General features: G+C 64.4%; 18 protein-coding genes. 10 read left to right on the top strand and 8 right to left on the bottom strand.

The features are described from left to right. Window positions 1-154: 154 nt before the first annotated feature. Complete coding sequence (locus tag AC0Z9V_RS11270; protein WP_485141546.1) at window positions 155-1267, bottom strand: DNA cytosine methyltransferase; 1113 nt, start codon at window positions 1265-1267, stop codon at window positions 155-157. 674 nt (window positions 1268-1941) lie between these two features. Further along, window positions 1942-2445: a hypothetical protein gene (locus AC0Z9V_RS11265; protein ID WP_485141545.1), complete on the bottom strand. Its 504-nt coding sequence runs from the start codon at window positions 2443-2445 to the stop codon at window positions 1942-1944. A gap of 796 nt (window positions 2446-3241) precedes the next feature. On the opposite strand from AC0Z9V_RS11265, the gene AC0Z9V_RS11260 reads away from it, so the two are divergent. Continuing rightward, on the top strand, window positions 3242-5071 hold the full coding sequence (locus AC0Z9V_RS11260; RefSeq protein WP_485141544.1) for a hybrid sensor histidine kinase/response regulator transcription factor: 1830 nt from the start codon (window positions 3242-3244) through the stop codon (window positions 5069-5071). Window positions 5072-5145: 74 nt separating this feature from the next. On the opposite strand, the gene AC0Z9V_RS11255 is transcribed toward AC0Z9V_RS11260, so the two are convergent. Beyond that, complete coding sequence (locus tag AC0Z9V_RS11255; protein ID WP_485141543.1) at window positions 5146-5934, bottom strand: alpha/beta fold hydrolase; 789 nt, start codon at window positions 5932-5934, stop codon at window positions 5146-5148. Window positions 5935-6039: 105 nt separating this feature from the next. On the opposite strand from AC0Z9V_RS11255, the gene AC0Z9V_RS11250 reads away from it, so the two are divergent. Then, window positions 6040-6540 carry an SRPBCC family protein gene (locus AC0Z9V_RS11250; RefSeq protein ID WP_485141542.1) on the top strand — a complete coding sequence of 167 codons (501 nt, stop codon included), beginning with the start codon at window positions 6040-6042 and terminating at the stop codon, window positions 6538-6540. A gap of 24 nt (window positions 6541-6564) precedes the next feature. On the opposite strand, the gene AC0Z9V_RS11245 is transcribed toward AC0Z9V_RS11250, so the two are convergent. After that, window positions 6565-7002 carry a GlcG/HbpS family heme-binding protein gene (locus tag AC0Z9V_RS11245; RefSeq protein WP_485141541.1) on the bottom strand — a complete coding sequence of 146 codons (438 nt, stop codon included), beginning with the start codon at window positions 7000-7002 and terminating at the stop codon, window positions 6565-6567. Window positions 7003-7174: 172 nt separating this feature from the next. Between AC0Z9V_RS11245 and AC0Z9V_RS11240 the strand changes: the two genes are divergently transcribed. The 4 genes from AC0Z9V_RS11240 to dhaK are packed head-to-tail and all read left to right on the top strand — an operon-like array spanning window position 7175 to window position 10531. Beyond that, a complete protein-coding gene (locus AC0Z9V_RS11240) occupies window positions 7175-8038 on the top strand; it encodes a class II fructose-bisphosphate aldolase (RefSeq protein ID WP_485141540.1) in 864 nt (287 codons plus the stop codon). Window positions 8039-8040: 2 nt separating this feature from the next. Beyond that, window positions 8041-8862: an HAD-IA family hydrolase gene (locus tag AC0Z9V_RS11235; protein ID WP_485141539.1), complete on the top strand. Its 822-nt coding sequence runs from the start codon at window positions 8041-8043 to the stop codon at window positions 8860-8862. After that, a complete protein-coding gene (gene dhaL, locus AC0Z9V_RS11230) occupies window positions 8859-9491 on the top strand; it encodes a dihydroxyacetone kinase subunit DhaL (protein WP_485141538.1) in 633 nt (210 codons plus the stop codon). Before AC0Z9V_RS11235 ends, dhaL begins: the two co-directional genes overlap by 4 nt. 44 nt (window positions 9492-9535) lie before the next feature. Beyond that, window positions 9536-10531, top strand: a complete 996-nt coding sequence (gene dhaK / locus AC0Z9V_RS11225; protein WP_485141537.1) for a dihydroxyacetone kinase subunit DhaK — start codon at window positions 9536-9538, stop codon at window positions 10529-10531. Between the two features lie 99 nt (window positions 10532-10630). Here dhaK and AC0Z9V_RS11220 read toward each other — a convergent pair whose 3' ends face one another. After that, complete coding sequence (locus AC0Z9V_RS11220) at window positions 10631-11260, bottom strand: DUF4230 domain-containing protein (protein WP_485141536.1); 630 nt, start codon at window positions 11258-11260, stop codon at window positions 10631-10633. A 353-nt stretch (window positions 11261-11613) separates the two neighbouring features. Between AC0Z9V_RS11220 and AC0Z9V_RS11215 the strand changes: the two genes are divergently transcribed. After that, the gene (locus AC0Z9V_RS11215; protein WP_485141535.1) at window positions 11614-12333 is read left to right on the top strand and encodes an EcsC family protein; all 720 of its coding nucleotides are present in this window, start codon (window positions 11614-11616) and stop codon (window positions 12331-12333) included. Between the two features lie 183 nt (window positions 12334-12516). Further along, window positions 12517-12759 carry a dihydroxyacetone kinase subunit DhaK gene (locus AC0Z9V_RS11210; protein WP_485141534.1) on the top strand — a complete coding sequence of 81 codons (243 nt, stop codon included), beginning with the start codon at window positions 12517-12519 and terminating at the stop codon, window positions 12757-12759. A 62-nt stretch (window positions 12760-12821) separates the two neighbouring features. On the opposite strand, the gene AC0Z9V_RS11205 is transcribed toward AC0Z9V_RS11210, so the two are convergent. After that, complete coding sequence (locus AC0Z9V_RS11205; RefSeq protein WP_485141533.1) at window positions 12822-13547, bottom strand: hemerythrin domain-containing protein; 726 nt, start codon at window positions 13545-13547, stop codon at window positions 12822-12824. Window positions 13548-13919: 372 nt separating this feature from the next. On the opposite strand from AC0Z9V_RS11205, the gene AC0Z9V_RS11200 reads away from it, so the two are divergent. Next, complete coding sequence (locus AC0Z9V_RS11200; protein ID WP_485141532.1) at window positions 13920-14501, top strand: hypothetical protein; 582 nt, start codon at window positions 13920-13922, stop codon at window positions 14499-14501. A 158-nt stretch (window positions 14502-14659) separates the two neighbouring features. Here AC0Z9V_RS11200 and AC0Z9V_RS11195 read toward each other — a convergent pair whose 3' ends face one another. Next, entirely contained in the window at window positions 14660-15424 is a 765-nt protein-coding gene (locus AC0Z9V_RS11195) for a VldE C-terminal domain-containing protein (protein WP_485141531.1), read from the bottom strand. A 260-nt stretch (window positions 15425-15684) separates the two neighbouring features. Then, window positions 15685-16911: a thermonuclease family protein gene (locus tag AC0Z9V_RS11190; protein WP_485141530.1), complete on the bottom strand. Its 1227-nt coding sequence runs from the start codon at window positions 16909-16911 to the stop codon at window positions 15685-15687. A 216-nt stretch (window positions 16912-17127) separates the two neighbouring features. Here AC0Z9V_RS11190 and AC0Z9V_RS11185 point away from each other — a divergent pair, with 216 nt between their 5' ends. Further along, on the top strand, window positions 17128-18636 hold the full coding sequence (locus AC0Z9V_RS11185; RefSeq protein ID WP_485141529.1) for a GmrSD restriction endonuclease domain-containing protein: 1509 nt from the start codon (window positions 17128-17130) through the stop codon (window positions 18634-18636). Window positions 18637-18661 lie beyond the last annotated feature (25 nt).

Raw genomic sequence — 18661 nt, 5'->3', positions numbered from 1 at the left:
TCGTTGCATGCACTCGCCCTCCACCGCATCGAACCACAAAGGTTTGCGTCCTCATCGGCGTCACAACCAGGCCGCCACCCTCATACCTCGCGGGATGGTCGGGCCAGAGGTTTCCCGTCAGGCGCCAATATTGATGCATAAATAGCGCTGTCGTCTACGAGTGCGATGCAACGAGTTCTCCATGGTTGAAGTTCGTGCGAGCGGAATGCACCAAGTCTGGTTGAGTGGCTTGTGCTGGGCTAGTCTTGCGGCCTTCTACAGTCAGCCAGGTCTGCTTCATCATTCGGCTGAAGAATTCTTCGTCCAGTTTAGTGCCAAGTGCGGCTGCCAGTACGTGAGCGGCCAAGCGAGGGGGAATGGCATTACCAATTTGTTGGTAGATGTCCTTACCTGACCAGGGGTAATCCGCAGGAAATGTCTGCAGAAGACCGGCCTCGGAAAGGTTGAACCTGTCGAGTTCGTCACCGCGGTCGGACAAGACGCGATTGCGTGAGACCTTACCCGTTACGGTGAAGGCTGGTTCCCGAGAGGATCGACGTCCTCGGGCTTTTGGGTCACCACCAGAACCGTAGTTGGAGACGACGACGAAGGACCCAGAACGCTTCAGGGTTCCTCCTATGGTTTCACAGGCGGCTAGGGGGGACTCGACCTCATTTGTGGCGGATCGCTTCCTGTACCGACGATGGGTCGCTTTCGGCATTGTCGGCGAGCCGTGCAGAGTGGCTATGAGGATGGCGCGACGACGAGTTTGCGGAACCCCGTATTCTTCTGCGTGCAGGACGTCCGACGTCGTCTTGTATCCAATTCCTTGCAGCACCTCCTCCATGGCTTTCCAAACCGGAAGCACAGCCGGCACCTGTTCCAGCACGATGGTTTCGTAAGGGCGCCCCAAGTGGTGAGCTTCCAGTGCCCAGCGCAGTGGCTGCAGCACCAACCCCGTCCTTTCGTCGTCCAGGGCGGCCAAATCAGTGGAGACGTCCTCTCCTTCGACCATGCGCGCCATGAAGCGGAGCACCTGGTTCAGGGCTCGTCGCCCTCCACCTGAACCTGCCAATGTGTAGGTCTGACAGGGTGGCCCACCCGTAAGAATCGTTGCGTGGGGAAACTCATGCGGACCGTGGTCGCGTACGTCTCCCTGCACCGTTTCCAGCCCGGCGCGCTCTCTGGTGGCACACGCGTTTTCGTCCCACTCGATGCCGACTGCCGGTACCTCCAACCAGCTTGCGGCTACATCCAGACCGCCCGGTCCTGCGAAAAGATCCACCATCCGAGCAGTGGAGGCGGGTCGGTCTGGTTGCACGGAGGTCATGAGTCCCAATTCTATATCTACGGCGACCGGAGGTGCTCCGCAGCGTGCCGGTACCTCGTTCGTATCGCTGAGCAGAGGCCAGCATCTATTACCAGGGCTGGCTGTTCAGAAACCATGATTCCCTCTGACGACCGTTTTGAGACTGCTAGCTTGCAGCTGGGCAGCGTACGCTACCCGGACAGACATCCAAGCGAGTAAAAGCAGAGTTCTGACTGACGCGCCACCGCTATGTCGAGGATGCTGACCATTGAGGTGCTTTCAGGATTTTCCGAGTGCTGCGGGAGGGTGCTCCTCCAGAGCCCAATTTATCTATTCCCGTGGGTATCCGGGCGCGTGGTACACGAACTCGTCTCATAGGCGTGTTCCGATACGACTTAGGTTATGTTCCTATCAAAAACGCTACATTTAGTCGGGCACCGCCCGCCACATGGCTAGGAGCTCGAGAAGCCAATAAGGGCGGGTCTCAAGCTCCAGCCGGCAGTCTCGTTACCATCCGCTGAGCGAAGATGAAGGAGGCGGATTGGCAAATACCTCCGACCCCGACGAGATGCAAACTGAGCAGCGACCTTCGCGATATGGGTAAACGCGATTCCGCCTGGACAGGCGAGGCATTCACATTCAGGGGGTCCTTATCAGAACACTAGTCGAAGCTTATCTCCTCGAGACTTCCGTAGTACTCCTTTTCTCTCCAAGTTGTCGAGAACATTGTCAAAGTCTAAAGTGGCTTCAAGAAAACAACGCCTGAGCCGCGCTTCCGTCACGCCCTGCTGGTAGGGGTTCCCGTGACATGTACTTATCAGAACATGCACCACCTCTGCTTCCTCTTCGTTAAGGGCAACCAGGTTGTCGTAAATCTTTCGGATCGAAGTGGCTATGAAAGCCGCCGGAGCGTTTTGGGTCATTGAGAACACGGCCGCAGCAATCATTGCGTCGCCCCAAAATTCCCGGCATTTGGTTACATTGAAGAAGAACCGAGTTTTCGCTACCATCAGAGCGGCCAGACCCGGAGGCGGCGACGGAACGTATGTCTCAGATTTCAAATATTCGCTGGCGTGCGGGGCTGTCGCGATAACGCTAATCAGGGCGGACTTCGTTTCCAGCAAGTTGTTTGAGTCATCGCTATACAGCGTTTCCACAATCGAATTTGAGTGGTCATACGTCTTCCAGTAACTCACTAATCTATGTCCATCTTTAGGTTCTGTCTCTGATGTCAGCCAAAGACAACGGCTGTTTTCTGCAAACTATAGCATCGCGTAGTACACCAATTCGACATTAGCGTAGTAACAAGAAAATCCGAATCGAGGTGGGTGGCAACACCTCGAACAGCGATAGAGGTCACGCGGATTAAGGCCGGGCCCCGTAGTCGAGGTGACGATTGGAATAGGCTTCGTTCAGTGGATGCTTTTGCGGGACACCGAGAAGGCGAGATGTGTACGGAAGCCTTCGCTGTCCGTTAGCCCTGCTTAGGCGCTCATGACCTCCCAGTTGTCATTGGTCGCTGTGTCGAGTTTAATACAGTTTCAGCGTGCGACCGATGTCGTCGCCTCCGGCTGGTTTCAGTTCACCGCTGAAAAAGCGGTAGTTTGCGCTCTTTCTTAGCGCTCTCGATCCCCCCTTTGGGGAGGTGCGACCCTCGCTAGATTGGTAGTGGGCCGCGCCGCTCGAACTTGCAAATTAGTTTTGATGGCGCAGCCCGGGGCGATCAGGGATCCGGTCACGTGATCGCGGCGCCATCAAAGGTTAGTGGAGGTTTCCGCCGACGCCTGTGTACCGGCGGCACTGCTCCTCTCATTGACTCGATCGCGTCCTGACCTGACCGCGCTGGGGGTGGCGATGCATGCGGCCTAGTGAAAAGGGGTCTCGACACCGAGCCCGCTATCCTGAAGGCCCGTGCGCAGTGTCGCGCCCGGTTGCAGGAGACAGGTGCCGTACATGCAGCAGCTTCCCACGCCCAGCAACACCCAGAACCAGCAGAACCCCCCGCCCTCGCAGCTCGACCGCATCACCGAACTTGCCGGCGACCTCGCCGGACAGTTCGAACTGGTGCCGCTCCTCGAACGCGTCCTCGGGCACGCCGCCGTCCTCCTCGGGTGCGAGAGCGGCTCCATCTCGATCGTCCACGAGGCCGAGGGCTACTACCGCAAGGAAGTTGACCAAGGCGTCGGATGCCGCGAGGGCCAAACCTTCCCGCTGACCGAAGGCCTCACCGGACAGATCGTGAAGACCCGCGGCACCGTCATCCTCGACCGCTACGCGTCTGTGCCGATGGGCCACATCGACCCGGCGGACCCTCGGTGGGGGAGCGCCGTCATCGGCGTCCCCATCACCTGGGCCGGCAGCATCATCGGCACTTTCGCCATCTTCAGTGACGGTCCCGGCCGCGTCTTCAGCCCCGGCGACGCCTCCCTCGTGGAGCTCTTCGCCAATCACGCCGCCATCGCCATCATGAACTCGCGCCTCCACCAAGCCGCTGCAGCGAAGGAACGCGAGGCTGCCGTCGCAGGAGAACGTGAGCGCGCCGTACAGGAGGTCCACGAGACCATCGGCCGATCCCTGGGCTCGCTCCTGCTGCACCTCGACCGCGCGGACAAGGCGACACCGGGCGGGTCGCCCTCCACCCAGCACATCGACTCCGCCCGGGTGCTCGCCCACGAGGCGCTTTTCGAGACCCGCCGCACCGTGCTGGGACTCGGACCCTCCAGCCTGGCCGACCGCTCGCTCGAGGAAGCGGTCCGCCAGGAACTCGACCGGGTGAGCGCGAGCAATCCGATGGACGTGACACTCCTCGTGACCGGCAGTCCCCACGAACTGGCACCCGTCGTCGCCCACCAGCTCTTCATGATCATCCAGGAGGCCGTGGCCAACGCGGTGGCTCATGCCTGCGCTACCGCGTGCCGGGTGGGCATCTTCTACGACACCACCGGCATCTCGGTCGTCGTCGAGGACAACGGTCGCGGGTTCGAGGGCCGGGAGAGCACGGACCTGAAGGGCAGCCGGCTCGGTTTGCACGGCATGGCCGCCCGGGCCCACTACCTTCGGGGTGAACTCCATGTGGAATCAACGCTCGGCTGGGGGACGAGCGTCCGAGCGCAGGTGCCGTACTCCTCGAACGGGGACGCCTCCCGCGAACGATGGAAGGTCCTCGTCGCCTGCACCCAACCCCTTTTGCGGGCCGGACTCGTCCGGCTGCTCGAGACGTCCGAGCCGTCGGTGCAGGTCCTGGGCGAGTTCGGGACGCTCGAGGATCTCACCGAATCGGTGTCCCTCCTGCAGCCGGACATGATCGTCCTCGACGAGCACCTGCTGTCCGGATATTCAGAAGCCCGGGTGACGGACTCGGACACCGTCGAGCGGCCGGTGGTCGCCGTCGTCGACCATTTCGCGGACGAACTCCTGGCAGCCGCGGCGTCGTCGGGCGTGCGGGGCTTCCTTTCAACCTCTTCGACGCCGGCCGAGGTGGCGCGCGTCGTCGTCGCCGCCGCCCGCGGCGATGCCCTGCTGGACGGGGCGATGTTCACGCGGCTCACGGAGCATCGCGCGGCGGACACAGGCGAGTCGATATCACTGACGGCCCGCGAGCTCGAGGTGCGGGACCTCCTCGCAGAGGGGCTGGCGGACAAGCAGATCGCCACGCGGCTCGCCATCTCGGTGAAGACGGTCGAGAAGCACGTAAGCGCCATGCTGCGGAAGACCGGGGCACGTAACCGCACCATGCTGGTAGGCCTGCAGCACCAGGGTCAGGCAATCGCGAACTCCAGATAGGCGGCGACGCCGGCGGAGGCCTACGTACTGAGGCGCCACCAGCACGCTCGCCAGGTGTGCGTCTCAGAGGATGGTTACGAAGACCCAGCGGCGGTGGCGTCGAGGATGAACCGGGCTGTCTCCTGCGGCTGGTCCCAGTGCGGGAAGTGCCCGCAGTCCTCGAAGACGTGCAGGGTGGCGTCCGGATAGAGCGACATGGCGACGGCTGCCTCGCTGAGCGGGGTGACCCTGTCCGAGCGGCCCCAGCCGAACGCCAGCGTGCCCTTGATCGTCCCCTGTGGCGCGCCTGCCTGGCGCGGTCCGTGCGCGAGTGACTTACGCGCTTCGTCGAGACTGGGCGAGGTGGCAAATCCGCGGAGCTCCGTCAGGACGAGGTCCGGGTCGAGCTTCCAGGGGGCCACGGAGAACTGGGCGAGCAGCGCCGTCCGGCCCGCAGCCTGCTGGACGAGGAACGGCAGGACGGGCTGGAGGCGCCGTACCAGTGCAATGGACGCGGTGATGCTGCCGTTGAAGATGCGCACCTGGGTGTCGTTCCAGAATCCTCCGGGATCGAGGGCGACGACGTTGCCGGCGTGACCCCGCCGCGCCAGTTCGACGACGATCCGCGCACCCATCGAGCTGCCGACGATATCCGCGTCGCGCAGGTTCTCCTGCTCGAGGAACTGCTCGACGGCGTCCGTGAGGGTCGCGAGGGTCACCTCGCCCGCGAGCGGCTCGCTGCTGCCGAACCCAGGGAGGTCGAGAGCGATGACCTCGCGCTGTTCCTGCAGCTGAGGAAGGACAGGATCCCAGGTGCGGACGCTCGAGCCGAGCCCATGCACGAGGACGAGTGGCTTTCCGGTGCCGGTTCGTTCGGTGCTCAACATGTGGGGCCTTCCGTAGCCGGCGTGAGGACCCAGTCTATGCGGGCACAGATTGCTGTAGCCGATCCCCGCAGGACGAGGGGATTCCTCTGTGAGAATGGGCGCATGAGCCCGACAGAGATCCGCCACCACCAGGAGTCCATCACGATTCAAGCATCGGCGGACAGCATCTACGACCTGGTCTCGGACATCACCCGCACCGGCGAATGGAGTCCGGTGTGTACGCGGTGCTGGTGGGAGAACGACACCGACGCGGGCCAGGTCGGTGCCTGGTTCACAGGGCGCAATGAGCTTCCGCACCGCACCTGGGAAACCCGGTCGCAGGTCGTGGCCGCAGACCGCGGCCGTGAGTTCGCCTGGGTGGTCGGCGGCGATCGGGTCCACTGGCGCTACATGCTGACGCCGGCCGGCACCGGGACCACTCTGACCGAATCCTGGGATTTCCTGCCGGGCGGCATCGCCATGTTCGAGGAGAAGTTCGGGGAGGACGCGCCCGCGCAGATCATCGACCGGACCCGGCAGGCGCTTGACGGCATCCCGAAGACGCTTGCCGCCATCAAGCGGATCGCCGAGGCCGGCACATCTCGTGTGGATGACCGATCCTAGCGCGCTGACCCTGCAGCACTAGGGTCAGGCAATCGCGAACTCCAGGTAGGCGGCGGCGCCGGCGGAGGCGACTTCCTGGTCCTGCTCGATGGTGCCCGTGGAGACGCCGATGGCGCCGACGATGCTGCCGTCGCGCACCAGCGGGATGCCGCCGGGGAACACCACCAGGCGCCCGCCATGCGCATCGCTCAGCCCGTAGATCGGACCGTCGGGGCGGGTGACGCCCTGCAGGTCGCCGGTCTCGCACTGGAAGGCGATGGCCGTGTAGGCCTTATTGATCGCGATGGTGATGCTGCCGATGTTCGCGCCGTCCATCCGCACGTGCGCTTTCAGGTTCCCGCCGGCGTCGACCACGGCGATGTCCATCGGCTGGCCGATCTCCTCGGCCTTCGCTGCCGCGGCATCGATGACGAGGCGGGCCTCTTTGGACGTGATGGTTTCGAGTACTGATCCGGGAGTCATGGGGGTCCTTCGTCGTCGAAGTGGGTGGCCGGGCGGCCGCGGCCCACTCAACCACGCGCGTCCGCCGCTGACGAGGTGGTGATTACCCCCAGGGGGAGGGCGGGAGAACCCCCATATCCAGCGCGGCCTCGCCCACCTAGCGTGGGGGTCAGCCTGACCAGGAGGAATCACCATGGCCGTTGTACCGCTGAAGGACATCGTCGACCCGGCATTCGAGGCGCGCTACGGGGTGCCCGCCATCAACATCTTCAATGACCTGACCATGGAGGGCGTGCTCGCCGGCGCCGTGGAGGCCAACTCCCCGGTGATCCTGCAGACCTCGGTGAAGACCGTGCGCAGTATCGGCTCCCGGGTGCTGTTCGACATGTGGCAGTCCATGACGCGCGGCATCGAGGTGCCCGTGACCCTGCACCTGGATCACTGCCCCGACCGCGACGTGGTCACCGAATGCCTGAAGGCCGGCTGGAACTCGGTGCTCTTCGACGCGTCCAACCTCCCGGTCGAGGAGAACCAGCGCCAGACCATCGAGGTCGTCGCGGAGGCCCGCAGCTACGGCGCCCAAGTGGAGGGCGAGATCGAGGCGATTACCGGCGTCGAGGACGACCACGGGTCCGACGACGTCTCCAAGCAGCAGAGCCTCGAGGTGGCGCTCGCATTCATCGACGCTACCGGGATCGACGTCTTCGCCCCCTCGATCGGCAACGCCCACGGCAGCTACAAGGCCGCGCCTGTGCTCGACGCCGGACGCGTCACGCAGATCGTCGAGGCACGCAACGTCCCCATCGCCCTGCACGGCGGTAGCGGCCTGAGCGCCGAGCAGTTCGCCGACCTCATCGCCCGCGGCTGCGCGAAGGTCAACATCTCCACGGCACTCAAGGAGACGTACATGCAGTCCAGCCTGGCGTTCCTCAAGCAGGCCGAGCAGAACAGTAAGTGGGACCCGCCGTCGCTGTTCAAGCACACCCGCTCAGACGTCGTCGCCCTTGTCACGGACCTCTGCAAGCAGTTCGGCAGCGCGGGCAAGGGCGGCCGCTGACCATGCCGGCCCTCATCTTCGACTGCGACGGCGTGCTCGCCGACACCGAGCAGTACGGCCACCTCCCCGCCTTCAACCAGACCTTCTCCGACTTCGGCGTGCCCGTGCAGTGGAGCGTCGAGGAGTACGCCGAGAAGGTGAAGATCGGCGGCGGCAAGGAGCGTATGCGCAGCATCCTCACACCGTCGCTGACCGACTCCCTTGGTTTGCACGACGACGACGCCGTCGACGCCGCGATCCTCTCCTGGCACAAGCGCAAGACCGAGGTCTACAAGGGCCTCGTCGGGAGCGGGGTCATGCCGGCGCGACCGGGCATCGCGCGCATCGTGCAGGAAGCGCATGACGCCGGGTGGACACTCGCCGTCGCCTCCACCTCCGCGGAACCCGCGGTCCGTGCCGTCCTGACGCACGCCGTCGGGGACGACCTCGCCTCGCACTTCGCCGTGTTCGCCGGTGATATCGTGCCCGCCAAGAAACCGGCACCGGACATCTACCTGCTGGCCCTTTCGGAGCTGGGAGTGTCGGCTGACGACGCGATCGTCGTCGAGGACAGCGGGAACGGGCTGCGCGCCGCCGTCGGTGCCGGCCTCGCCACCGTGGTGACCGTCAGCGGCTTCACCCGCGAGGAGGACTTCACGGGCGCCGCGCTCGTCGTCAGCTCCCTCGGCGATCCGGACGGCGAACAGGCCGAGGTGCTCGAGGACCCGCACGGCGTCGGGCTCCGCGGCGTCGTCACCCTCGCCACCCTGCAGGCCCTGCTCGACGCCTCTTCCATGGCGCCGTCCGCCTCCCACGCATCGTCCACCGGAACGGAGATCCCATGAGCACCACCAAACTCGCCGACGTCGAATACGTCGTCCACTCACTGGCGCAGACCGCCGTCGAGAAGGAGAAGGAATTCGGCGATCTCGACTCCGTGGTGGGCGACGGCGACCTTGGCTACTCCCTCGCCCGCGGCTTCGAGAAGGTGCTGGCGGACTGGGACTCGTTCAAGCGCGACGACGTCGCCACCTTCCTGCAGCAGATCGCGCTCGCCATCTCCAGCAGGATCGGCGGCACCTCGGGACCGCTGTGGGGCACGGCCTTCCTCCGGGCGTCCGCTGCCGCGAAGACCACCGAGACGATCGACGGGGCCGCCGTCGTCGCCATGCTCCGCGGTGCCACCGACGGCATCAAGAAGCGCGGCAACGCCGACCTCGGCGACAAGACCCTGCTCGATGCCCTCATTCCCGCCACCGACGAGCTCGAACACCAGCTCGCCGCGGGCGCCTCGCCGGAGGAGTGCCGGACGGCGTTCGCCGCGAAGGTGCGCGAGTGCGCGGACGCGACGTCGAGCATGCAGGCGAAGCGCGGCCGCGCCAGCTACAGCGGGGAGCGCAGCATCGGCTCGCCCGACGCCGGTGCGGTGGCCGTGGCCGTCATCATCGAGCGCATCGTGGCCGACTGGCCCTGACTCTTCCTTCTACCCGTCCCAACTCACAACGATGTGGAGCCCCCATGAAGAAGTTCGTCAATGATCCGCAGCAGTTCGTCCCGGAGATGCTCGAGGGCCTGGCGCTCGCCAACCCGGACACGCTGAAGTACGTGCCCGAGTACAACCTGATCATGCGCGCCGACGGCCCGGACGAGAGCAAGGTGTCCATCATTCAGGGCTCCGGCTCGGGACACGAGCCGGCCCACGTGATGATCGTGGGAAAGGGCATGCTCGACGCCGCGTGCCCGGGCGACGTGTTCGCGGCCCCGCCGTTCGACTACGTGTACGAGACCACCAAGCTCATGGCGTCGCCCAAGGGCGTGCTGCTGCTGGTGAACAACTACACGGGCGACAAGATGGTGTTCGAGATGGCCGAGGAGATGTCCTCGGCGGACGGCATTGAGGTGAAGACGCTGTTCATCAACGATGACGTGTCCGTGGAGGACTCCACCTACACGATCGGGCGGCGGGGGGTGGCGGGCAACTTCTTCGTCATCAAGGCCGTCGCCGCAGCCTCCGAGCGGGGCTCGGACCTCGGCGAGATCATCCGGATCGGCGAGAAGGTGAACGCGGTGACGCGGACCATGGGCGTCGCGCTGACGGCCTGCACGCCGCCGGCCAAAGGCAGCCCCCTGTTCGAGCTCGGCGAGGACGAGATCGAGATCGGTGTGGGGATTCATGGTGAGCCAGGCCGCCATCGGGGGAAGATGATGCCGGCCAACGAGATCGTCGAGGAGATGCTCGTCCCGATCGTGAAGGACCTGCCGTTCAAGGAGGGCGACCGCGTGGCGCTCATGATCAACGGCCTCGGCGGCACCCCGATCAGCGAGCTGTACCTGCTGTACGGGCAGGCGCACAAGCGCCTCGCGGAGCAGGGCATCAGCGTGGGCCGCAGCTACGTGGGGGAGTACTGCACCTCCCTGGACATGGCCGGCGCATCCATCACGCTGGTGAGGCTCGACGACGAGATCGAGTCGCTGCTCATGGATCCGGCGGAGATCCCGATCCGCGTGTTCTAGTTCCTGCGCAACGACGACGGGCCGGTCACCTTGCGGGGGCCGGCCCGCAGTCGTGTTAGAAGAAGCAGGACTTCACGAGGAATGCAGCTCAGCCGTTGCTCAATCCAGGAAGATTACGGCAATTCCAAGCGAGCCGAACATGCCAGTCAGCATGGCCTCGGTATTCTCCGTTGCTCGGTCAATAAGCCCCGATTCCTCCGCGGCGGCCGCTATCTTCGCTTCTGCGTCCCGGTAGTACTGGGACTGCTCGGGCAATTCGATCGCGTCGGAAATCCGATCCAAGGCTCCACGATCCTCGTCGAGGACGTAGGTCAGCTCTTGGTCAAGATTGGGCTTGTCGAACTGCGGCTCCGGCAGTCGCACGTCGACCGACTTGCCATCCGGGGACAGGACCAGATCGTCCTCCGCGAGTCCTCCCAAATCCACGTAGGCACTTACCGTGCCCACCGCAACAAACGTTGTCTGCCGGCCCGCGAGAAGTTCGGGAACCCAGGGGACGTCGTCCTCGATTTGAAGTACCTGCTGGAAGGTACCCTCGACCGCGTGGTACTCGCTGATGTCTTTGACAGATGTAAGCAAGGCCGGCTGGCTCTGGTCGTCTCGGCTGCCTTGAAACGGGCTTACCCCGTATGCACTTGCGACGCCGAGTCCGCCTACGGCCACAATCATGCCAGCAGCCACGGACGAGATGATTTTAAGCTTTGTAATCGTAGGCTCCGTTTCAGCCATTGACAGCCCTGAGGCCGAATTAGCGGTTGCGCTGTCTAGCGCCATGCCAGATGAGCGAATTCGGCCTCAGTGTAGCGCGTGAGTACGGTCCTGCGACGCGAGCGTGCCGCGCAAAGTATCGCGTCGCATCTCCGATCACGAGCGACAATGCATTTCCATTGATCCATGGCGAGACAAGCTTTAGGCCATGCCATAGCTGAAATTGCCATGTCTGCTTCCACCTCGTCCGGAAAAAATTTTCGCTATCGGTTACAGTGCTCAAGAGCTACTGATCCCACATCCACCGATTGATCCGCGAGTCAACGCGCGGAGAATCTTCGGTGCGCTCATTCTGGAACTAGGAAGGAACGGCGATGGCCGACGCGACCGTATCAGAGCCCGAGGATTCGCTCAGTCTCGCCGAGAAGGTCTCAGACCAACTTCAGAACATGGTCGGCAAGGTGATCGACTCAGGCGTCGGTCCACTGGCTGGATCGATCAAGTGGGCGGAAGACCGTCTGGCTCGCGTTCAGGGGGGCCGCTACGAAGCGAATAGCCAACCAGCGCGAAAAGTGCGACCGGGCGAGTGCGAAGACATCGACAAGGTGATCAAGAGGTTGATTCTGGAGTCAGTGGAAGCGGCGGGTGTCAACGGCTTTGTGACGGGGCTAGGGGGTTTCATCGCTATGCCGGTGACTATCCCCGCCAATATGGCTGGAGCACTCGTGATCAATGCGCGTCTAGCCGCTGCCATTGCTTACCTTCGCGGATACGATCCTTCGGACCCCCATGTCCGAACCATGGTCACCCTCGTTGCGGTTGGCTCGAACGCTCAGCAAATCGCCAAAACGATCGGCATCAAGGCAGGGGAGAAAGTTGCTATCAATGCAATCAGAAAGCTCCCTGTAGCTGTGATTCGCGAGATCAACAAGAAGGTCGGATTCGCGCTCGTAAGCAAGTATGGGACCAAACGATCTGTAGTCACCCTCGCAAAGGGCATACCGCTCGTAGGTGGAGTGATAGGGGGAGGGGTGGACGCAACGATGACCAGTGTCATCGGCCGGACCGCGAGGGCGATGTTCCCCGTTGATTAACTGCGCTATTCGCCTATTGGAGCCGACGCCTATTCGCCAGCGGATCCTGCTCCGTGTGCTTTGCTTTCACATGCATCCTGCGGGCTAGCTACCCCTTAGGAGGCTAGCCCGCCGTACGTACCAAGCGGACGCTTGTCTTGGCAGGGCCCAGGACCTCCCGCCCGGTGCGTAGCACCGAGATCCGTGGGTGAGCGTGCACCGAGTCACAGGTCGGTTTTCGACCCTCGTGCCCAATTCGACGGCATTTCGGTCAGCCAGTTGTACCTGCGGGACGGACAGGCGTACAAGCGCCTTGCCGAGCAGGGCATCAGCATGGGCCGCAGCTATGTGGGGGAGTACTGCACCTCCCTGAACACGGCCGCGGCGTCCATCACTCCGGTAATGCTGGACGACGAGATCGAGTTGCTGCTCATAGGCCCGGCATAGATCCCTATTCGCGTGTTCTAGTTCCTGTGGGGGGAGGACGGCGGGCCGGACGCCAGGAGGACCTAGAGGGTGTCGGGAATGGGGCGCCCCGGGAAGAGCGTGGCGTACTGCCTGCGGTACAACCTGCGCCCTATGAGACGGTAAGCGAGGCGGACCGGCGGCGGGAGCTCCTTGAAGAACTCCTCCCGCTCGGCGGGCGGATTCGTGGCCAGCACCATCCCGAGGTAACCGACCAGGAACTTCTTGTCGAACGTCTCCACGCCGTGCTTCCCGATCTCCTTCCCCTCCTTCTCGGTCATCACTCTGTCCACAGCGGGCATCACCTCGGTGACCTCGCGGCGCAGGTGCACCTGGAGGACGGTGGACAACTCCTCGTACCGATCAGCGAGGTCCGCTCGCACGCCTTCCTCGGCTGTCTCCATCCAGCCCAGGCGAACTGGCTCGATGCTCTCGAGCCGTTGCGTGACCTGCCTGTGCTGCGCGAGCATCTGCTCTATGTGAAGGGCGCACCCCGGTGCTCTCTCCGCCAGGCGTGGGTACATAAGGACGTCCTCGCCTTCATGATGCACATGAAGCACCTTGTCGAAGTTCCCCAGTACCTCGCCGACGTAGGCGGCGCGGCCTGTGTCGCCGGGTTCGACGGATCTCACCAGGCCGGGCGCCTCGCCGTACGCCCACAGGAAGAAGCGGTGGATCCGACGCATACTCGCCGATCCGGTGCAGAGGACGGGCCCCGATGGCACGGGCGCTGCAGTCTCGCCGGGTCTCATGGTGAAGAAGTCAGTCATGGGATCGCCCTTCATGGAATCGGTCGAGACCAAGTCCTTCCCCGGCAGGATCCTAGGCTTCCCTTTCGCTTCGCACAATGGCCGCCCAGCGCCCGGCGGCACGTTCAGAGGCGCAGTGCACGACGGCGGTCGGCTTGCCTCCGGCGGTCAGCTCGCTTCTGCTGCAGGGGTTCGCTGATGAACCACGTCGATCCCCGATGACAGGTGTTTGCGCGCGTGTCGAGCTCATTCACGCCATGACCAACCATTGGGCCATGGTGTCGCTGGCCAGCCCGACCGACAAGGAGCTATAGCCTTGCAGCGGTGCGTCAGAGCTGCTGGCACGCATTCATTTCATCTCTATGGGGGTACTCCTTGGATCTACTGGGCAGCATGAGCCTTGACGCGCTTAGAGCCTTCCCATGGATTGCAGCCGCCGTCATCGCGTTGGTGTTCGGGTTGTGGCGTCCGCGCAGCCTGCACTGGATTGCGCTCGGCGCGGTTCTGCTCTTCGCCGCGCTCAACGCGGCGGCCGGCATCTACATTCTGAGCAACTTCAATGATTCGCGGTGGTCCCTGGACGGAGAGGCACCGCTGAGCGCTCCGTCACTCTCCGAAACGCCTCTTGTGGGGGAGTTCCTGGAGCCACTTGACTCCGCTATGGAAGGAGTAGTGGGAGGGGTCAATGACTTCCGCTCATTCCAAGAGGCACTTCCCCTCGCGCTGGGCTTCCTGGCGACTTCTGGGTGGGCACTGCTGGTGTCATTCCCGCTGGTCGTTCTTGCCGCTGGTCTCAGCTCCCTTGCCGCGCAGCGCCGGAAGGCGGAGTTCAGGAAGTACCGTGCGACTGTCGATTCGCTCAAGGAGGAGCTCGAGCAGATCAAGCGGCAGATCTCATCAGGAAACAACGGTGCTACGGCGCTCCCTATGGGGGATGCCGGTATGGGTACGCAGCCAGAAGTGACGCGCAATTGACGCGGTGAAGGCCGCATGAAGGCCGCGCTATGACCCCTTCTGCTTTTCAAGCACTTCGCAGGTGCCGTTCATCTCAACCGGAACGTAGACGCCACGGTCGCCAATGGGACCGAGCTGGTACCGCAACACTTTTTTGAGTGGGCCTCCTAACGATCAGCTCAGCTTTCGCCGGCGAGCACGTCCACGTGCACGTGGTCGAGGTGGCGCAGAATGTCGTTGGCAGGTGCGGGAGCGTCGTAGGGGTGCCATCCGCCTCTGGCCAGGCGTGCGCTCCAGAACTGGTCGTCGAAAATGACGTACTGGATGTCGAGGTCCTCGGCATGCGCGACCAGCCAGTGCGAGAGCATCCATCCCTGCCTCCGGTTCTCCGCGGTCAGGGGTCGGAAGAAGATGTCGATTGCCCGCCCGTCATAATGCGTGGAGTCACCGCCGTGCCCGGAACCGACACCGCCGGGCTCGAAACCGCCGAGGCTCTGGTCGCCGAACACCTCAGCCATAGCCGTCCGCACCTGCTCGGCGCGCGGAGTCAGGCCCGACGGGGTCAGCTCCTCCACCTGCAGATCCGAATCCACGGAGCCCTTACAGGTCAGGACCGGCCCGGCGTCGCTTGCCGGACCGTCAGTCAGGGCCTGAATCGCGGCTTCGTCGAGGCTCGAGCTTTCCGTGGGCTCTACGCCACGGCCCCGAAGAGCTACTTCCGTCGTGGCTCGTTTCGCCTCATCTCGGCTGAGCCCGATCTCTCCGTTCGGAGTGCGCACCACGCACTCCGGACGGGTGAGAAGTGATCCGCCTCCGGTGGACAAGCCGCTGAGGAAAGTCGGCCCCAGCAACACGAGTGCTGAGCCGAGCACGGCGAGGATCAGGACGGCCACGAGCACCTGAATCGGGCGCCGCCGACGGTTGCGCGTGACGTTGCCGGTCATCGGCGGCCCGCCTGAGCGGACAGCTGGGGGACAGGGGACGTGGTTCTACCGGTCACCGTCGATTCGCCGACGGCTGCTGCCGCGAAGCTGCTCGCCATGACCGATCCTCCTGGTGTGATGCAACGCAGCTCCTGGTGCGGAGTGACCTACTGCTCAGGGAGTTAATCGACGACAGCCAGCAGTAGTTCCCCAGAAGAGCAGCCCGAGGCCACGGAGCGGTCGCGGCGTCGATGAGCTGGTGAGTCGATGGCGCTGCACGCTCAGCAGGGCCGGTAAGTCTTTCCACCGGGTGCGTAGCAACGAGGACCGGTGTAAGGATCCGCGATCACAGGGGGAGCGGGAGGAACATACTGCTGCGCGGGCGGAACGTAGGGCTCGGGTGCGGGCGGGAGGTTCCGGATGCGCTCCTGCTCAGCGGCGGCTGCCGCTTCGGCCGCCAGCCGGTCGGCCTCGGCACGAGCATTGGCTTCCGCCTGGACCCGCTCGGCCTCGATACGGGCGGCCTCCGCTGCTTCCGCCTGAATACGTTCGGCCTCGACCCGCGCTGCTTCTGCTGCCCTGGCGGCTTCTGCTTCAGCCGCTGCGACCTGCGCGGCGGCTTCGGCTTCCCTGAGTGCTGTGGCTTTGGTGTCAGCAGCGGCCAGTGACCGCTCGCCCTTGGCGATCTGGGAGTCGAGGTCGCTCACCATTGCTGCCGTGCGATCGGCTCCGACCGCGAGAACCCGAACGGTGTCCTTGCCCGCCTCGAGGGCTTCCCGTGCGGCCTTCGCTGTCGTCAGGGCGGCGAGGATTCCGGCAGCGGTTGCAGCGACAGCTGCCCCTGTCTCGCCGACAGGAGCCTCGGTCGCCGCGGCGAGGGTCTCCACGGCATCGGTCACCTCAGCCGGAAGGGTGCAGCCTTCCGCGACGTCCAGCAACCCGGCGCCCTGTGCTGTGGCCTCGTTGTAGGCCGCTTGCACCTCTTCGTAGTACTTCCTGTTCGGCTCGATGAGAACCGGGACGCCCAAGCCCACCCGCGCGAGTTCCGCGTTGACCAGGACCTGGTCCTCGATGAAGACGGCGGCCAACACGCGGTCGTACTTGTCCGTTCGCTCGATATCGAAATCCAGCGCAACCTTCGTTCCTGGCGGCGTCAGCGATTCGAGCTTCTGAGTGGCCTCCGCGCCAAGGCATTCGACGGGCTTGTCGGGGTGCTTCGTCTCGGGAGTGTCCACGTTCAGCAGGCGTACGGTCTGGTCCTCGCCGTCGAAATTGATGACGAGGGTATCGCCGTCGACCACCCGAACGACGGTGCCCGGCTGGTAGTCGGATGCTGCCTCACCTGACGACGCAGGGTCGGTGCAGGCTGTCAGGGTCGAGGCGAGAACCGCCGCGGTCAGGAGGGTCGCCGGCGCGAGGCGGCGAAAACGAGCAGGATTCATCGGTCTTCTTCTACGGGTACGAATACGAGAGCTGGGCGGTGGTGGCTCGATGGACTCACCCGACACCGCAGGGATTGGAGTGTCAGCTGATGCGGGACCATCAACCGGGCCGGCGTGGGCGCCTTCGGACAGGTCTCAGCGAAGCAGGTGACAGAGAAGTTCTAGCACAGGCCGATGCTCCTGATCCCGGATAGGGAAGGGAAGCGCGAATCGGCTCCAGTCCTGAGCGGAAACTGAGCCAATCCAAAGCCGAGGGACGATGAATGAGCAGCCAATGCTGACATGTTCATCATTTCGCAGAACCGCGGGTACGCTGCCCCAAGACATCGCATCAACGCTGGGGAGCATCTCATCAAATCGCCATTCCGTCCGCCTGCCCGCACGCCGTCGTCGACCTCGTCGTCCACGATCAAGCTGGAGATACGGACCTCCACCGCTATCCTCGCCGGACTTGCACTGATCCTCGTGGTCGTCGGGCTCATCACCGGCGGTATCGGCGGAGCACTCATGATGGCGGCGTCGTTCGCCTTCTTCACGGGCCTCTACACGCTGATCACCAACCGCCCGTCATGGGCACGCCTCGCCGGGCGCAAGGCCGGAGCGATCACCGCAGGTGCAGCCGTCGTCGCGCTCCTCATCGGTGGTGCCATCGCGCCCGCGTCCGACACGGTCCCGACAGCCGTCGCCGAACAGGTGACCGATCAGGCCACGGAGGAGGCCGAGCAGGCGGAATCTACCGAGGAGCCGAGCACGAGCCGGCCCTCCGCCACAGCGACGCCGTCCGCCACGCCGACGCCGTCACCCACTCCCAGCGCAACGTCGTCGGACGTCGCCCCGCTCGACCCGGACACCGTCCCCGACGCCTCCGGTACGCCCCGGGCACCGGCGGACCAGCCGGCTTTCGACACCACGGCGCTCGCCGTCCTGGAAACGCTGCCGATCAAGGGACGCGCGCCGAACACCGGGTACGACCGCGAGCAGTTCGGGCAGGCCTGGCTCGACGTCGACCACAATGGCTGCGACACCCGCAACGACATGCTCAACAGGGACCTGACGGAGATCGTCCACGCGAACTCCGTGCCCTGCAAGGTGCAGTCGGGCATCCTGGACGATCCGTACACGGCGTCCACCATCTCGTTCCTGCGCGGACAGGCGACGAGCACCAAGGTGCAGATCGACCACGTCGTCGCCCTCTCCGACGCGTGGCAGAAGGGCGCTCAGCAGCTCACCTTCGACCAGCGCGTCGCCTTCGCGAACGACCCGCTGAACCTGCAGTCAACGGATGGTCCCACCAACCAGCAGAAGGGCGCGGGCGACGCCGCCACCTGGCTGCCGCCGAACAAGGGCTACCGCTGCGAGTACGTGGCACGGCAGGTGTCGGTCAAGGCGACGTACGCCCTGTGGGTGACACAGGCCGAACACGACGCCATGGCGCGCATCCTGTCCGACTGCAACGGCATCCTCGCGCCGACCAACCAGATGGCACCCTCCGTGGCACCGCCGGTGGCGCCCGCCGAAACCGAGGCGCCGGCACCCGTCGTGCCGGAGCCCGTTGCCCCTCCCGTGGCTCCTGCCCCCGCGCCGGTTGTCCCGGCGCCGGCACCCGCCCCGGTCGCACCGGCACCGGCACCTGCGCCCGTTGCACCCGCACCGGTAGCTCCGGCTCCCGCGCCCTACTACCAGAACTGCGATGCAGTCCGTGCTGCAGGTGCCGCACCGATCGCCGCCTGGACACCCGGTTTCCAGCAGAAGTTCGACCGCGACGGCGACGGGATCGGCTGCGACAGCTAGCGGTAGCCATCGCCAGATGGAATGA

Source organism: Arthrobacter sp. UYP4 (assembly GCF_057291175.1).
Note: the sequence above shows the minus strand (reverse complement) of the source record. Positions and strands in the feature narration are given on the sequence as shown.

What these genes read in the sequence shown, in the direction of transcription:
- AC0Z9V_RS11270 (WP_485141546.1), bottom strand. Translation starts at nt 1,267, where the DNA reads ATGGTGGATCTTTTCGCAGGACCGGGCGGTCTGGATGTAGCCGCAAGC.
- AC0Z9V_RS11260 (WP_485141544.1), top strand. Translation starts at nt 3,242, where the DNA reads ATGCAGCAGCTTCCCACGCCCAGCAACACCCAGAACCAGCAGAACCCC.
- AC0Z9V_RS11250 (WP_485141542.1), top strand. Translation starts at nt 6,040, where the DNA reads ATGAGCCCGACAGAGATCCGCCACCACCAGGAGTCCATCACGATTCAA.
- AC0Z9V_RS11245 (WP_485141541.1), bottom strand. Translation starts at nt 7,002, where the DNA reads ATGACTCCCGGATCAGTACTCGAAACCATCACGTCCAAAGAGGCCCGC.
- AC0Z9V_RS11240 (WP_485141540.1), top strand. Translation starts at nt 7,175, where the DNA reads ATGGCCGTTGTACCGCTGAAGGACATCGTCGACCCGGCATTCGAGGCG.
- AC0Z9V_RS11235 (WP_485141539.1), top strand. Translation starts at nt 8,041, where the DNA reads ATGCCGGCCCTCATCTTCGACTGCGACGGCGTGCTCGCCGACACCGAG.
- dhaL (WP_485141538.1), top strand. Translation starts at nt 8,859, where the DNA reads ATGAGCACCACCAAACTCGCCGACGTCGAATACGTCGTCCACTCACTG.
- dhaK (WP_485141537.1), top strand. Translation starts at nt 9,536, where the DNA reads ATGAAGAAGTTCGTCAATGATCCGCAGCAGTTCGTCCCGGAGATGCTC.
- AC0Z9V_RS11220 (WP_485141536.1), bottom strand. Translation starts at nt 11,260, where the DNA reads ATGGCTGAAACGGAGCCTACGATTACAAAGCTTAAAATCATCTCGTCC.
- AC0Z9V_RS11215 (WP_485141535.1), top strand. Translation starts at nt 11,614, where the DNA reads ATGGCCGACGCGACCGTATCAGAGCCCGAGGATTCGCTCAGTCTCGCC.
- AC0Z9V_RS11205 (WP_485141533.1), bottom strand. Translation starts at nt 13,547, where the DNA reads ATGACTGACTTCTTCACCATGAGACCCGGCGAGACTGCAGCGCCCGTG.
- AC0Z9V_RS11200 (WP_485141532.1), top strand. Translation starts at nt 13,920, where the DNA reads ATGAGCCTTGACGCGCTTAGAGCCTTCCCATGGATTGCAGCCGCCGTC.
- AC0Z9V_RS11195 (WP_485141531.1), bottom strand. Translation starts at nt 15,424, where the DNA reads ATGACCGGCAACGTCACGCGCAACCGTCGGCGGCGCCCGATTCAGGTG.
- AC0Z9V_RS11185 (WP_485141529.1), top strand. Translation starts at nt 17,128, where the DNA reads ATGTTCATCATTTCGCAGAACCGCGGGTACGCTGCCCCAAGACATCGC.